Below are 15,382 nucleotides of genomic sequence, written 5' to 3' on the forward strand. Positions count from 1 at the left end.
CCAAGCCTCTTCGTAGGGCATGATTTCTTCATGCTTGGAGCGCCAATGTGCGTCGATCCCATCCCACCCATTGCCTTGGAACTCGTGACCGCACACCGGGCAAACCTTCTTCGAATTGGATGAGGAGAATTGCATAGTTCCGGCACCCGGCGCGCGTTTGGTTAGGCCCAGTTTCTCGCGTACGGCCTCGGGTCCGATCACACGCGCGCCCATGCCCTCAACTACGCCCACGGCGCGCTCCACCAATTGCGCATTGGTGGCCAGCACGCCCTTGTCGAGCCACAGGTTGTCCTCAAGCCCGACGCGCACATTGCCGCCCGCCAGCACCGCGGCGGCGGCATAGGCCATCTGGTTGCGGCCCAGCGAAAAGGCCGAAAAGGTCCACGACTCTGGCACGTTATTGACCATCGCCATGAAGGTGTTGAGATCATCTGGCGCGCCCCAGGGCACGCCCATGCAGAGCTGCACCAGCGCCGGATCGTCCAGCACGCCCTCCGCCACCAGTTGCTTGGCAAACCACAGATGGCCGGTGTCAAAGGCCTCGATCTCGGCCTTGACGCCCAATTCGGTCATCATCGTGCCCATTGCGCGCAACATGCCGGGCGTGTTGGTCATCACGTAATCGGCCTCGGCAAAATTCATCGTACCGCAATCCAGCGTGCAGATCTCCGGCAGGCAGTCTGCCACATGCGCCACGCGCTCCGCCGCGCCGATCATGTCGGTTCCGGCGGCGTTGACGGGCAGGGGGGCCTCGGTCGAGCCAAAGGTGATGTCGCCGCCCATCCCGGCGGTGAGGTTCAGCACCACGTCCACTTCTGCGTCGCGGATGCGGTCGGTCACCTCGCGGTAATAATCCAGCCTGCGCGAGGGCGCGCCGGTCTCGGGATCGCGCACATGGCAATGCACGATGGCGGCCCCGGCCTTGGCCGCGTCAATGGCGCTGTCGGCGATCTCCTTGGGAGAGCGCGGCACATGCGGGCTTCGGTCCTGCGTGCCGCCAGATCCGGTCACGGCACAGGTGATGAAAACCTCGCGGTTCATGGCAAGTGGCATGGTTGTCTCCCTCGTATCTGCCGGGAGAGTGACCAAAGCCGGGGCGCATGGCTATGCAGAATGCGACGGGTATGTGCGGTTTTAGCCGCCGGGTGCAGGCTGGCCCATGGCGCGGACCTCGGCCTGCACCGATGCGAAATAGGCGCGGGCGAGACCGGCAAAGGGCTGGTTGTCGGCGCACCAGCGTTCCAGCCGCGCCATGGCATCCAGCGCGCGTTGCCGGTGCGCCTGCGCGGCGGCGTCATTCGGGGCCTGAACCCAGTCGTTCATCGCTTCGATGATGGTATTGCGCTCAATCTTCATCTCGCTCAGGCGGATGCGCCGATCTTCTGCCAGCCAGCGGCGGTTCAGCCCCAGAATGCGGATCGTTGCCTCGCCCTCCGGGCTTCCGGCACGCGGGCGCAGGGTCGAGGCATCGCCGTCGATGACCCAGTCGAGGTGATCGCGCGGGTCGACGCGCGTGGGATCGAGCAGCAGCGGCTTTTCCCCGGCGATCCCGCGATTGTCGTCGGGTGAGGTGATCCATGTGTTATCAGCGGTCGGGAAGAAATTATGCTTGCCTGTCCGGGTCTTGTTCCTGGACCGCTCGGCTTTGACCTTGTCGACGAATGCCTGGATGTCGTCGATATTCTCAAGATCCTCGGGCAGCACGATAAGCTTGGTGCGCGGCTGGTTGCAGTGCTGGCAGGACAGAAGCAGATTGGTCCAGTCCACGCCCAGCCACCAGTAGCCGGGGTGGTCAATATTGGCCTCGCGGGCCTCGGTCACGCCCAGCTTGGGGCGGTAATGTTCCACATCGCTGTCTTGTGTGGCGCGGATATGGGCCTCGCAATAGGCGCATTTGCCGTGATGCATCTCTTCCAGAAGATCGCGCACGGGCTGTTTCTTGTAGACCTTGAAATCGCCCCCGGACAGTTTCTCGCCACGGTCGTTCTTGCGGCGCAGGTCCTTCAGTTCCTGCGATGCGTCGCTGTCCGGGTCGGTCAGGTCCAGTTCGGGGGGCGGAGCGGGACGGGTGATGGGGATCATGCGTCGAAATCCTTCGACAGAAAGGCGGAAAACGCCTGTTCCACATCCTGACGGCGGGGCGAGGGGGCCTTGGTCGGGGTAACCTCGCGCGCGGCTTCGCGTTTCAGCGCTTTGGCATAGGCCTGTTCCGCCAGGGTCGAGCCGATCACCATATTGTCGCCCAGCCAGTCGCGCAGCTCCCTGAGCTTGGCTTCCTCTTCCGGGCTGAGGTTTTCGACACGCGAGGCCAGCGCATTGTAAAGCTCCAGCCGGATATCGGTGTCGGGATCGGTAGAGCCGAGGCCGAAGAATTCCGAGGTCAGGATCTGGTCCGCGCGCATGCCCCGGATCGACGGCAGGTCTGGCACTTTTTCCACCTGCGCATCAGGGCCCGCGCGTTGCAGCACGAACACCTCGCCATCATGCATGCCGCGCAGACAGAGCGGGTCATGGGTGGTCACGATGAACTGCACATTCGGGAAGGCTTCGCGCAAAAGCTGCATGATCCGCATCTTCCAGCGCGGGTGCAGATGGGTTTCGATCTCATCCACAAAGACGATGGCGTGGGCCTTTTCGATATTGTCGAAATGGTAGCTCAGTTCGCGGATGATGTCACAGGCCATGGCGATGACGGATTTGTAGCCCACCGACAGGTCCTTGAGCGCGGTGCGCTGGCCGTTCTGGCGGACAAAGATCGCGCCGGGCGTTTTGGGGTCGTCATCGCGTTCGAAATCATCCTCGTTGTCGAGCATCAGGATCACGCGCAGCACGCGGGCGGCGGCAAAGAACGCCTTGCCCTCCAGCCCGCTCAGCCAGTGGATCGGATTGGCGATCATGTCCATCGGGTCAAACAGCGACCGGATGCGATGGGCGGGGGCACGGAACCGCGTGGTGCGGCGGTTGGTGAAATAGCGCCGTGGGCCATAGCCCAGCACAACCTTGGCGCAGCTGTCATGGCCGCGAAACCGCGTGTCCCCGGGGCGCGCGTCCAGCCCGATGGGCGCGCTGTGATCGCGGAATGTCAGCCGCACCGCCATGCCCGGCGCGGGCTGGTCCCATTTCGACGGGTCCGGGCGGTGGATCAGGTCGCGGGGCGCAAGCGCTTCATCCTTGAGCAGCCCGTCCAGCGCCTTTGCCTCGTTTGCCCCCGCGATGGCCAGCGCCATGGCTTCCAGTACCGAGGATTTGCCAGTGGCGTTTTCCCCCAGAAGGATCATGCAGGGGCTTTGCCCGGACTCTGTGCCGGATGTTGACGGGACGGTTTCAGGAAGATCAAAGGAGATATCGCGCAACGCTTTGAAATTGCTTATTTCCACGCGGGTTACCGGGGTCCGCGCGGTGGACAGGCGGTGAATGTCGGGGATGCGGTTTGGTGTCTTCTTGCGCGGTGCGGCTGGCGGCGGCGACAGCTCCACCTCGAAATGGCGCGCGCTGCGCTCGGTTTCGGCCTTTTGCTTGTCCTCGGCATCGGTGATGGCGCGCGTGGTGGTATCGAGCGCATCCTCCAGAAACCCGTCGCGGCTGTCGGGCGCGAGATCGAGGATCAGGTCGCGCAACTCAAGCGCATCGCGCACCGCCATGCCACGCATGCGCGCAAAGCCGAGAAGCGCCATGGTGCTGGCGCCGGCATGGCGGTATTGGGGCCACGAGGGATTGCGGCTGCTGCTCTTATCCGGGGCCAGCGATTTCAGGTTGCTGTCTTTGTCATCCGGAACAACCGCGCGAAGCACATAGCGGCTGTCGTCCGAGCCTGCGCCGGTCAAATGGGCTTCGACATTCAGTGGGTTTTCGCGCATGGCCCGCAGCACAGCGCGCAACGCCTTGGCCCGCGCGGCGACAAGCTCGGGGCGGTTCAGCTCCAGGACAAAGACCGTGGCATCGCCCGGGGCCGTCTTCCAGGTCACCGATCCATCCATCTGGAAGGCCAGATGCTCCGCCGGGTCGTGGAAGCTGGGGTCGAGCATCAGCTCCGCCTCGGACGCGCGTAGCTCAGAGATCGACATGAAGGGGGTGCCGCGCGTGTTCTCGATGAAAAAGCGGTTGTCCTTGCGCCGTGCACAATCGGTGCAAATCCAAAGCAGGTTGTCCCAGTCATAGATGAGCCAGGAATAGGCTAGAAAATCGGTCTCGCCCTTGTCATCCTCGGCCAGCCCCTCGGGACGGTGATGCCCGATCAGCCCCTGCGCCTGGCGCTTATCGCCCAGATAGGTGGTGGGCGTTTCGCAATAGGCGCAGGTGCCGCCGAATTGCGCATGCATATGGGCGCGGGCCTCGGGCGCATCGGTCAGCCACGCATGGGATGGGACACGCCGGGTTGCGCCTTTTTCGCTCGAGCGGGCAATAAAGGCTTCAAGCTCGGCGCGGGCTGCTTCGGCGCGCACCGAAGACAGCAAACTTGGCGGGCGCATCTTAGCCCGGTTCAGGAAACGCATGGCAGTCTCACCTCATGATTGCAGAGCCTACCGCGCCTCTCCCTGCACACAAAGCCCGGATTTCCTGACCCTGTCGTGCCATGGCCTCTTTCCTTTCCGACCGACCCGTGAAATAGGGAAGCGTCAAATGCTGCCACTCAGGAGGTCTCACCATGGAGATTCGCGAGGCGCTGACATTTGACGATGTGCTGCTGGTTCCTGCCGCGTCCAATGTCCTGCCCACCACTGCCAATACCGCCACGCATGTGACGAAATCCATCGCGCTGAACATCCCGCTGCTCAGCTCTGCCATGGATACGGTCACCGAAAGCCATATGGCCATCACCATGGCGCAGGCCGGCGGCATGGGGGTGATCCACAAGAACCTCAATGTCGAAGAGCAATCGCGCGAGGTGCGCCGGGTCAAACGCTTTGAAAGCGGCATTGTCTATAACCCGGTGACGCTCAGGGTCGATCAGACGCTGGCCGATGCCAAGGCGCTGGTGGAGCGTTACAATTTCACCGGCTTTCCGGTGGTCGATGCCGAAGGCCGCGTGGTGGGTATCCTGACCAACCGCGACATGCGCTTTGCGTCGTCCGACGACACGCCGGTGCATGTGATGATGACCTCGGACAATCTGGCCATGCTGGCGGAACCCGCCGAGCTGGAAGAAGCCAAGTCGATGATGAAGGCGCGGCGGATCGAAAAGCTTCTGGTGCATGACGGGCAGGGCAAGCTGACGGGTCTTCTGACGCTCAAGGACACGGAACAGGCGGTGCTGAACCCCACGGCCTGCAAGGATCATTTGGGACGTCTGCGCGTGGCGGCGGCCACCAGCGTGGGCGACAGCGGTTTTGAGCGTACCGAGGCGCTGGTGGATGCGGGTGTCGATATCGTAGTGGTTGACACCGCGCATGGCCATTCGGCGGGCGTGATCGAGGCGGTGAAACGCGCCAAGATGCTGTCCAACGAGGTACAGGTGATTGCCGGCAACGTGGCGACAGGCGAGGCGACGCGCGCATTGATTGATGCCGGGGCCGATGCGGTCAAGGTTGGGATCGGGCCGGGCTCGATCTGTACGACGCGGATGGTGGCGGGCGTTGGCGTGCCGCAGCTCACAGCGGTCATGGACTGCGCCGCGGCGGCAGGGGACACGCCGGTGATTGCCGATGGCGGCATCAAGTTCTCGGGCGATTTCGCCAAGGCGATTGCGGCGGGTGCGTCCTGTGCCATGGTAGGCAGCATGATTGCCGGGACGGACGAGTCCCCCGGCGAGGTGATCCTCTATCAGGGCCGCTCGTTCAAATCCTATCGCGGTATGGGCTCTCTGGGGGCGATGGCGCGCGGCTCGGCCGACCGGTATTTCCAGAAGGACGCCGCCAGCGACAAGCTGGTGCCCGAAGGCATCGAAGGTCAGGTGCCTTACAAGGGATCTGCCGGGGCGGTCATTCACCAGTTGGTCGGCGGCCTGCGCGCGGCGATGGGCTATACCGGCTGTGCCACGGTAGAAGAGATGCGCCGCAATTGCCGCTTCGTAAAGATCACCGGCGCGGGGCTGCGCGAAAGCCATGTGCATGACGTGCAGATCACCCGCGAAAGCCCGAATTACCGGGTTGGCTAGTCTTTGACCCCCGCCGCCCGCATCCAAAGCGCCGCCGAGCTGCTTGATGAGATCCTCGCAGGCCGCCCGGCGGAACAGGCGCTGACCCGTTGGGCGCGGGGCAATCGCTATGCCGGGTCCAAGGACCGTGCGGCGGTGCGCGATCATGTCTTTGACGCGCTGCGCTGCAAACGGTCCTATGCGGCCTATGGTGGCGCGATGACGGGCCGCGGGCTGATGATCGGGGCGTTGCGCGCGGGCGGGCAGGACCCCGATACGCTGTTCACCGGCGCGCGTCATGCGCCCGCGCCGGTCAACGATGCGGAACGCGCAGGGTTTGGCACGCCGGATGCGGCCGAGGCGCGCGATCTGCCGGACTGGCTCTGGCCGCATTTCGAGACCTCCCTGCGTCATCATGCGGAAGAGGAGGCCGGGCTGCTGCGCCAGCGCGCGGATGTGTTTCTGCGCGTCAACCTTTTGAAATCAAATGTCGAGGCCGCCATCTCTGCGCTCGCGCATGACGGGGTTGTGGCCGAGCCGCATCCGCTGTCGCCCACCGCGCTCCGCGTGACCGAAGGCGCGCGGCGCATACACCTCTGCGACGCGTTTACCAATGGGCTGGTGGAATTGCAGGACGCCGCGTCGCAGGCCGTGGTCGACATGCTGCCGCTGGAGCCGGGGATGCGGGTGCTGGAATATTGCGCGGGCGGCGGTGGCAAATCGCTGGCCATGGCTGCCCGCACCAGCGGCGAGATCGTCGCGCATGACATTTCCCCGGAGCGGATGAAGGACATCCCGCAACGCGCCGCGCGGGCGGGCGCGCGCGTGACCTGCACGGATCACCCCGAAGGCGTCTTTGATCTGGTGCTCTGTGACGCGCCCTGTTCCGGCTCGGGGAGCTGGCGGCGCGCGCCCGAGGCCAAATGGCGGTTGACGCCTGAGCGGCTGGAGGAATTGACGGCGATTCAGGACGGCATTCTGGACCGTGCACAGGCGCTGGTCGCGCCCGGCGGGACATTGGCCTATGCCACATGTTCGGTGCTGCAACAGGAGAACGAGGCACGGTCCGCCGCCTTCCTCAACCGGACATTGGGGTGGCATGCAACCACCGTCCGGCGTTTCCGGTTGTCCGAGGGGGGCGATGGCTTCTTTTGTGCTGTATTTCAGCGCGATTGACGGGCAAGGATTTGCAATCCTAGGGTGTATTTCCATAGCCGTTAACCGGGCGTTAAGCCCCGGCAGGTGAAATGCAGCGAACCGATCGGGCGGAGGCCAATTCGTGTCTGACATCACCCATGGCGATGAACCTGCGTCGCACGCGCAAAGCATTTCCGGTTTGCCCCGGGGGCGCATGCTCCTTGTGCTGGCTTTGGGGCTGGTCTGTGTGGTTGGGTCCGGCTTCGTCCCGCTGCGCATGGCCGGGCTTGGGCTTCTGGCGCTTGGCATCGGCGTGTCGGCGGCGGCGATTGTGTTGATCGTGATGGGGTTTGTCCGGACCCGGGGGCTGCGCGCGCGGGTGGGGCAACTTAATCAACTGGTGGCCCATGATCCGGCCGCAACGGTCGTTGCCGATGCGGAGGGGCTGGCCTTTACGCTGAACACTGCCGCGCGGGCACGGTTTCTGGCGGAAGACACGGACACGCCGGGTGAGCCTCCTTCGGTTCTGGGGATCACTGATCTCTTGACCTCCTGTTTCGCCAATCCGGGCAGCATCACCTATCGTCTTCAGAAAAAAGCCGAAAAAGACGGGAATGCAAGCGACTTGGTGGCGACGCGCAACGGACATGTGAATGTGTCGGTTCACCGGGTGGGCACCGGTTTGTACCTCTGGCGGGTCGAGGACCTGCGTCAACCGTCTGCGGAGCATGGAGAATCGACGCTCTTGCCGCGGCTCTCGGTCGGGCGTGGCGGGACGATCCTGTTCATGAACGCGGCCGCGCGCAAGTTGTTCGGCAAACGCGTCACATCGCTGGAGCGGCTGACCTCGACGCCGCTCAGCCACGGGCAGGTTACCGTGCTGGACGGGGCGAATGGCAAGGTCACCTGCATGATCTGTGAAATCGCGGCCAGCGGCGGGCGGCGCGAGATTTTCTTTCTGCCCCCGCCGGGAGACACCGCGCCGGCTGCACCGACCTCCGGGTTCGACGGGCTGCCCGTGCCCTTGCTGAAAGTGTCTCAGGATGGCGTGATCAGCCGCGCCAATACCGAGGCGCTCAAACTGCTGGGGCGCGACGATGCGCATGGCGTGCGGCTCTCCGATCTCATGGAAGGGCTGGGGCGCCCGGTTGGGGACTGGCTGGCGGATGCGGTGGCCGGGCGCGAACAGAACAGTTCCGAGTTCCTGCGCATTTCGCGGCGGGACAAGGAGGTTTTTGTTCAGGTCGTGCTCAAGCGCGTGTTTGAGGATGGCGCGCCCGCGTTGGTCGCGGTTCTGAATGATGCGACCGAGCTGAAGACGCTTGAGGCGCAATTCGTGCAAAGCCAGAAAATGCAGGCGATCGGGCAGCTTGCGGGCGGGGTGGCGCATGATTTCAACAACCTGCTGACGGCGATTTCCGGCCATTGCGATCTTTTGCTGTTGCGCCATGATCAGGGGGATCCCGATTACAGTGATCTGGTCCAGATCAACCAGAACACCAACCGCGCCGCGGCATTGGTGAGCCAGCTCCTGGCGTTTTCGCGCAAGCAAACCCTGCGTCCCGAGGTGCTGGACCTGCGCGAAACGCTGTCTGACCTGACCCATCTGCTCAACCGGCTGGTGGGGGAAAAGGTCAAGCTGACGTTGGAACATGACCCGGTCTTGCGCACCGTGCGCGCCGACAAGCGACAGCTTGAGCAGGTGATGATGAACCTTGTGGTGAACGCGCGGGATGCCATGCCGGAGGGCGGCGAGATTCGGGTGAAAACCGAAGGCCTGACGCTCAAATCCCCGCTCAAACGCGACCGGGCCGTTGTGGCACCGGGGGACTATGTTTTGATCAAGGTGCAGGATCAGGGTTGTGGCATCGCGCCGGACAAGCTGCAAAAGGTGTTCGAGCCGTTCTATACCACCAAGCGCACCGGTGAGGGCACGGGGCTGGGCCTGTCAACGGTCTATGGCATCATCAAACAGACGGGCGGGTTCATCTTCGTGGATTCGGTGGTCGGGCAGGGCGCGTGTTTCTCGGTCCTGCTGCCTGTGCACATGCCCGAGGTCGAAGCCGCACCCGAGCCGCAACCGGTTGCGGCGGACCCGGTCAGCGTCCGGCCCGATGCGGTGATCCTTCTGGTCGAGGACGAGGCGCCGGTCCGGGCTTTTGCCTCGCGCGCGCTTCGGTTGCGCGGGTTTACTGTGCTGGAGGCCGACAGCGCCGAAGCGGCATTGCAATTGCTGGAAGATCCGGAAGTCGAGGTGAATGTCTTTGTCACGGACGTGGTCATGCCCGGTATGGACGGGCCAAGCTGGGTCCGGCAGGCGTTGACGGATCGCCCGGATGTGAAGGTTGTCTTTGTTTCGGGCTATGCCGAGGAAAGCTTTCACGATGACCAGTCGGATATTCCGAACTCAACCTTCCTGCCGAAACCGTTTTCGCTTACCGAACTCACCGAAACCGTCTCGCGCCAACTGCATTGAAAGCGCGCACCGGACAGGCGGACATGCTCAGCCGTCCACTCGCATTTGTCGCGTCCGTCAGGTCCGTGGGGCTATGGACTCGTAGAGTTCGAATTCCCCGGCGCATTTACGCCTGAGCTTGGCTTCGACCCTGGGGGACAGGTCCAACGCTGCACTGGGTGAGACATTCACGCGATCAAGGGACAGGGACACCTCCAGCCGCTCTTCCAGAAAGGCAATCAGGGCGGGTTGATCCTCGTAGCGGAACATGTGCGTCACCCGGGTACCATTGGGCCGCGGTTCCAGGAACTTGGCCTGCGAGCCCACATTGGCAAAGCCGGGCCGGTTGCCCCGGCAATAGGCTTCGACGAAATCGTCAAAGCTGATTCCCTCGGTCGAGTTGGGCTTGCCCGCCATGAAGGGGCGTTGCCGATAGCGATACCAGCTGCCCAGCCAGCTTATCGGTTCGCGCATCACCGCCGCCGTCTCCATGTCTTCGGCCCCCATCTTGTCAAACATCGGGCGAAAGAAGCGATTGTAGCGATAGACCGGCGCGTGTTTCAGCTCGGGCGGGTCACGCACGACCATGTCGGCGCGTGGCGCCAGGGCTTCTTCAAAGGCGGAGGTTCCGGTTTTCGGCACCGCAAGAAAGGTCAGCCGCTCTTTCCAGAAAACCAGCATTTTCAATCCCTTCGCGCACAAATCCAGCTGCTGATCGATACAGTAGGATGTCGCCGTGCAACCGTAAACCACTCTTTAAGACTTCTGCGGAAAACTCGGTGCATGGAGAATTCTCTTGAAATGTTCTCGTTTTGATCGCACAAGGAACAAGGCAAGAACATTTCAGCAGCGATTGTCGCCCCGGCGGCAGTGTGAAATAAGGGCGCAAACAAATGGCAACGGCAGATCTTCTTTCCATGAGCAACAAACGCACGGCGGATAAACAAAAGGCGCTCGACAGCGCATTGGCCCAGATCGAACGCCAGTTCGGCAAGGGTTCGATCATGAAACTGGGCGATGAAAACGCGGTGCAGGAGATCGAGGCGACCTCGACCGGCTCACTCGGGCTCGACATCGCGCTGGGTATCGGGGGCCTGCCCAAGGGCCGGATCGTGGAAATCTATGGCCCCGAATCTTCGGGCAAGACCACGCTCACGCTGCATTGTGTGGCCGAAGAGCAGAAAAAGGGCGGGGTCTGTGCCTTTGTCGATGCAGAACACGCGCTGGATCCGCAATATGCCCGCAAGCTGGGGGTGGATATTGACGAGCTTCTGATCTCGCAGCCGGACACTGGTGAACAGGCGCTGGAAATCACCGATACGCTGGTGCGCTCGGGCGCGGTCAGCATGGTGATCGTCGACTCGGTCGCGGCGCTGACCCCGAAATCCGAGCTCGAAGGCGACATGGGCGACAGTTCCGTGGGTGTGCATGCACGGCTGATGAGCCAGGCGATGCGCAAGCTGACCGGCTCTATCTCGCGGTCGAACTGCATGGTGATCTTCATCAACCAGATCCGCATGAAGATCGGCGTGATGTTCGGCTCACCAGAGACCACGACGGGCGGCAATGCGCTGAAATTCTATTCCTCCGTCCGGCTCGATATCCGCCGCATCGGATCAATCAAGGATCGTGACGAGGTGGTCGGCAATGCCACCCGTGTCAAAGTGGTCAAGAACAAGGTCGCGCCGCCCTTCAAGCAGGTGGAGTTTGACATCATGTATGGCGAAGGCATCTCGAAAATGGGCGAATTGATCGATCTGGGGGTCAAGGCCGGCGTGGTCGAGAAATCCGGGTCATGGTATTCCTATGGTGATGAACGCATTGGCCAGGGACGTGAAAACGCAAAGAATTTCCTGCGGGAGAATACGCGTGTCGCGCTGGAGATCGAGGACAAGATCCGCGCTGCTCACGGGCTCGATTTTCATATGCCGGAAACGGATGAAAGCGATGATGGCGACGTGATGGAAGCCTGACACCGAGCGCAGATGGGGACTGCAGAAACCCCCCGGTCGCGGACGCGCGGCTGAGAATACTCGGGAACGGGGGGCGGCGACGGCGGCCCCCTGTTTCCGTTTGGCTATTCGCCCTGTGGACAGCGACGGAGCACGGGTTTAAACCTGCCTCGATTGCGGCCCGGCCGCCCGAGATAAGAAGACCGCCACCATGCCCACGCTGAACGATATCCGCTCGACTTTCCTCGATTATTTTGCGCGCAACGGCCACGAGGTCGTGGCCTCCAGTCCGCTGGTGCCCCGCAATGACCCGACGCTGATGTTCGCCAATTCCGGCATGGTGCAGTTCAAGAACCTGTTCACCGGGGTTGAGACCCGCGACTACAAGCGCGCCACGACCTCGCAAAAATGCGTGCGCGCTGGCGGCAAGCACAACGATCTGGACAATGTGGGCTATACCGCGCGGCACCATACCTTCTTTGAAATGCTGGGGAATTTCAGCTTTGGCGACTATTTCAAGGAAGAGGCAATCCCCTTTGCCTATGAGCTGATCACCCGCGATTTCGACATTGATCGCAACCGGCTTTATGCCACGGTCTACCACACCGATGACGAGGCGTTCGAGATCTGGAAAAAGGTCGGCATTCCCGAGGACCGGATCATCCGCATCGCCACATCCGACAATTTCTGGCAGATGGGACCGACCGGCCCCTGCGGCCCCTGCACCGAGATTTTCTATGATCATGGTGATCACATCTGGGGTGGCCCTCCGGGCAGCCCGGAGGAGGATGGCGACCGGTTCATCGAGATCTGGAACATCGTTTTCATGCAGAACGAGCAGTTCGAAGACGGGTCGATGAAGGCGCTGGACATGCAGAGCATCGACACCGGCATGGGGCTGGAACGGATCGGCGCGCTGTTGCAGGGCAAGCATGACAACTACGATACCGACCTGATGCGCTCGTTGATCGAGGCCAGTGCCGATGTGACATCGAGCGACCCGGACGGGCCGGGCAATGTGCATCACCGGGTGATCGCGGACCATTTGCGCTCGACCTCGTTCCTCTTGGCTGATGGGGTGATGCCGTCAAATGAGGGGCGCGGTTACGTGCTGCGCCGCATCATGCGCCGGGCCATGCGTCATGCGCATCTTCTGGGGGCGAAGGACCCGGTCATGCACCGTCTGGTCCCGGCGCTGGTGCGCCAGATGGGGGCAGCCTATCCGGAACTGGGCCGCGCGCAGGCGCTCATTGAAGAGACGCTGAACCTTGAGGAAACGCGTTTCAAGACAACGCTGGATCGTGGTCTGAAGCTGCTGGATGATGAGCTGTCCGGGCTGGACGAGGGCGCGCCGCTTTCGGGTGAGGCGGCATTCAAGCTCTATGATACCTATGGCTTCCCGCTGGACCTGACGCAGGATGCGCTGCGCGAGAAGGGCCGTTCCGTGGACACGGACGGGTTCGACGCCGCGATGGCCGAGCAAAAGGCCAAGGCGCGCGCGGCATGGGCCGGGACGGGCGAGACCAAGGATGCGGAGATCTGGTTCGATCTGGCCGATACCCATGGTGCGACCGATTTCCTGGGCTACGACACCGAGGTGGCCGAAGGGCAGGTGCTGGCACTGGTCAAGGACGGCGCGGCGGTGGATGCGCTGCAGCCCGGCGAAGAGGGCTGGATGATCGTCAACCAGACGCCGTTTTATGCCGAAAGCGGCGGGCAGGTGGGTGACAGCGGGACCTATCTCAAGCCCGAGGGCAATGGGGTTATCGCCGATACGCAGAAGATGGCGGGCGGGCTTTTTGCCCACAAGGTCACGCCGGAAAAGACGGCGCTGGCCAAGGGCGATCCGCTGGAACTGCGCGTCGACCATGCGCGCCGCACCAATATCCGCGCCAACCATTCCGCGACGCACCTGCTGCACGAGGCGCTGCGCGAGGCGCTTGGCGATCACGTGGCGCAGCGCGGCTCGCTCAACGCGGCGGACCGGCTGCGGTTCGACTTCAGCCATGCCAAGGCGCTGACGCTGGAAGAGTTGAAACAGGTCGAGCGGGATGTAAACGCCTTTATCCGCCAGAACGCGCCGGTCACGACACGGATCATGACGCCCGATGATGCACGCGAAATGGGGGCGCAGGCGCTTTTCGGTGAGAAATACGGCGACGAGGTGCGCGTGGTCTCCATGGGCCGCAAATCCGGCTCCGGCAAGGGCAGTGATGGCGAGACCTATTCGATTGAGCTTTGCGGCGGCACCCATGTGCGCCAGACCGGGGATATCGGCGTTTTCGTAACGCTGGGCGACAGCGCATCCTCGGCCGGTGTGCGCCGGATCGAGGCGCTGACCGGGCAGGCGGCGTTTGATTATCTCAGCGGTCAGGACCATCGCCTTGCACAGGTGGCGACAGAGCTCAAGTCGCAGCCTGCCGATGTGCCCGAGCGCGTCAAGGCCCTGCTGGACGAGCGCAAGGCGCTTCAGAACGAAGTGGCTGAACTGCGCCGCGAACTGGCCATGTCGGGCGGCTCTGCCGGTCCCGGAGCCGAGGCCGAGGTCGTGGCGGGTGTGCCCTTTGTGGCGCAGGTGCTCAGCGGTGTGACGGGCAAGGATCTTCCGCCGCTCATTGACGCGCAAAAGGACAAGCTGGGCACCGCCGTGATCCTGTTGATCGCTGATACGGGCGGCAAGGCGGCGGTGGCCGCCGGCGTCACCCCGGACATGACCGACAAGGTGTCCGCCGTCGATCTGGTCCGGGCCGCGGTGGCCGAACTGGGCGGCAAGGGCGGCGGTGGCCGTCCCGACATGGCGCAAGGCGGCGGCGCGGATGCCTCCAATGCCGAGGCCGCAATTGCCGCCGCGCGCAGAATTCTGGAGGGATAAGAGATGGCCGCCTATTGGATTGCCCATGTAACAGTAACGGACGAAGAGTCCTATGGCCGCTATGCCAAGCTTGCCGGGCCGGCCATTGCCGCCCATGGCGGTGAATTCCTGGCCCGCGGCGGGGCCTATATCCAGCTGGAAGGGCCGGAGCGCGCGCGCCATGTGGTGACACGTTTCCCGTCGCTTGAAGCGGCCAAGGCCTGCTACGATTCAGACGCCTATCAGGAAGCGCTGAGCCATGCGCGCGACGCATCTGTGCGCGAAGTGGTCATTGTCGAAGGCGTGTGACGTCCACGCCGATCGCGGCATCACAGCCCGCGTTTCTACAAAGACAAAAGCACATCGCCCCGGAAATTCGGGGCGATGGCGCGTTTGGGCGTGATTACCAGCGGTGGTGGCCGCACATCACGAAAACCGTGGCGTTGGCTTCCTGTGCGCCGGTCGGACGACCGCTGGTGTTGGTGAATTCAACCGCCCAGGTCTTGGTGCTTTTCGGATAGCTTGCGGTCACTTCAAGCGGGCCAAGCGCGCCGCGCAGCTGGTCGTTATTCGCGTAGCCGCCGGAAATGGCGTAGTGATGACCGTGGCAGGAAACGGTCACTTCCGCCGATCCGCCAGCGGGGATCACGGGCAGTGTGGAGGTTTCGCTTTTCACGTTGTGAGCGCCAGCTTGGGTGGCAAAAGACGTGGCAGCAGCAATAATCGACATTTTGAAGGTTTTGCTAAGATTGAGCATGGTAATATAGAACCCCTTGTTAATTCATTGGTTTCTGGCGGTGCGATCCGTCTTCAAATGTTTTGGCAGTCTTAAAACCGCGACCGCTGGAAGTAGTGTAGGCGGGGTATCACTTTTTGTAAATAATGAGTGCCAACCGGGCATTGGGCAGCAAAAA

Annotated in this window: 10 protein-coding genes and 1 pseudogene; 6 read left to right on the top strand and 5 right to left on the bottom strand. The window is 62.8% G+C overall.

Annotation, left to right across the window (positions count from 1 at the left end):
• Positions 1-141 precede the first annotated feature (141 nt).
• The 3 genes and pseudogenes from PGB28_RS15080 to PGB28_RS15090 all read right to left on the bottom strand — a co-directional run.
• Positions 142-1,053: pseudogene (locus PGB28_RS15080) on the bottom strand (3-keto-5-aminohexanoate cleavage protein); the annotation flags it as partial.
• 81 nt (positions 1,054-1,134) lie between these two features.
• Positions 1,135-2,082, bottom strand: coding sequence for an HNH endonuclease family protein (locus tag PGB28_RS15085; protein ID WP_271422352.1), 948 nt, complete (start codon positions 2,080-2,082; stop codon positions 1,135-1,137).
• Positions 2,079-4,493 (bottom strand): AAA family ATPase, encoded by a 2,415-nt coding sequence (locus PGB28_RS15090; protein ID WP_271422353.1) that lies wholly within the window; start codon positions 4,491-4,493, stop codon positions 2,079-2,081. The genes PGB28_RS15085 and PGB28_RS15090 overlap by 4 nt, the downstream gene beginning before the upstream one ends.
• A gap of 152 nt (positions 4,494-4,645) precedes the next feature.
• On the opposite strand from PGB28_RS15090, the gene guaB reads away from it, so the two are divergent.
• The 3 genes from guaB to PGB28_RS15105 all read left to right on the top strand — a co-directional run bounded on the left by guaB (position 4,646) and on the right by PGB28_RS15105 (position 9,686).
• Positions 4,646-6,094, top strand: a complete 1,449-nt coding sequence (gene guaB / locus PGB28_RS15095) for an IMP dehydrogenase (protein WP_271422354.1) — start codon at positions 4,646-4,648, stop codon at positions 6,092-6,094.
• A 3-nt stretch (positions 6,095-6,097) separates the two neighbouring features.
• Entirely contained in the window at positions 6,098-7,249 is a 1,152-nt protein-coding gene (locus PGB28_RS15100) for an RsmB/NOP family class I SAM-dependent RNA methyltransferase (protein WP_271422355.1), read from the top strand.
• Between the two features lie 238 nt (positions 7,250-7,487).
• Positions 7,488-9,686 carry an ATP-binding protein gene (locus PGB28_RS15105; RefSeq protein WP_271422433.1) on the top strand — a complete coding sequence of 733 codons (2,199 nt, stop codon included), beginning with the start codon at positions 7,488-7,490 and terminating at the stop codon, positions 9,684-9,686.
• Positions 9,687-9,743: 57 nt separating this feature from the next.
• On the opposite strand, the gene PGB28_RS15110 is transcribed toward PGB28_RS15105, so the two are convergent.
• Positions 9,744-10,346 carry a gamma-glutamyl kinase gene (locus tag PGB28_RS15110; RefSeq protein ID WP_271422356.1) on the bottom strand — a complete coding sequence of 201 codons (603 nt, stop codon included), beginning with the start codon at positions 10,344-10,346 and terminating at the stop codon, positions 9,744-9,746.
• 212 nt (positions 10,347-10,558) lie between these two features.
• Here PGB28_RS15110 and recA point away from each other — a divergent pair, with 212 nt between their 5' ends.
• From recA to PGB28_RS15125, 3 genes are all read left to right on the top strand, one after another.
• Positions 10,559-11,638, top strand: coding sequence for a recombinase RecA (recA, locus tag PGB28_RS15115; protein ID WP_271422357.1), 1,080 nt, complete (start codon positions 10,559-10,561; stop codon positions 11,636-11,638).
• 190 nt (positions 11,639-11,828) lie between these two features.
• Positions 11,829-14,489: an alanine--tRNA ligase gene (gene alaS / locus PGB28_RS15120; protein WP_271422358.1), complete on the top strand. Its 2,661-nt coding sequence runs from the start codon at positions 11,829-11,831 to the stop codon at positions 14,487-14,489.
• Between the two features lie 3 nt (positions 14,490-14,492).
• Complete coding sequence (locus PGB28_RS15125) at positions 14,493-14,777, top strand: DUF1330 domain-containing protein (RefSeq protein ID WP_271422359.1); 285 nt, start codon at positions 14,493-14,495, stop codon at positions 14,775-14,777.
• A gap of 94 nt (positions 14,778-14,871) precedes the next feature.
• On the opposite strand, the gene PGB28_RS15130 is transcribed toward PGB28_RS15125, so the two are convergent.
• A complete protein-coding gene (locus PGB28_RS15130; protein ID WP_271422360.1) occupies positions 14,872-15,144 on the bottom strand; it encodes a hypothetical protein in 273 nt (90 codons plus the stop codon).
• Between the last annotated feature and the right edge of the window lie 238 nt (positions 15,145-15,382).

This window comes from Primorskyibacter aestuariivivens (genome assembly GCF_028023675.1).
In the GTDB taxonomy this organism is placed as follows: domain Bacteria; phylum Pseudomonadota; class Alphaproteobacteria; order Rhodobacterales; family Rhodobacteraceae; genus Marinovum; species Marinovum aestuariivivens.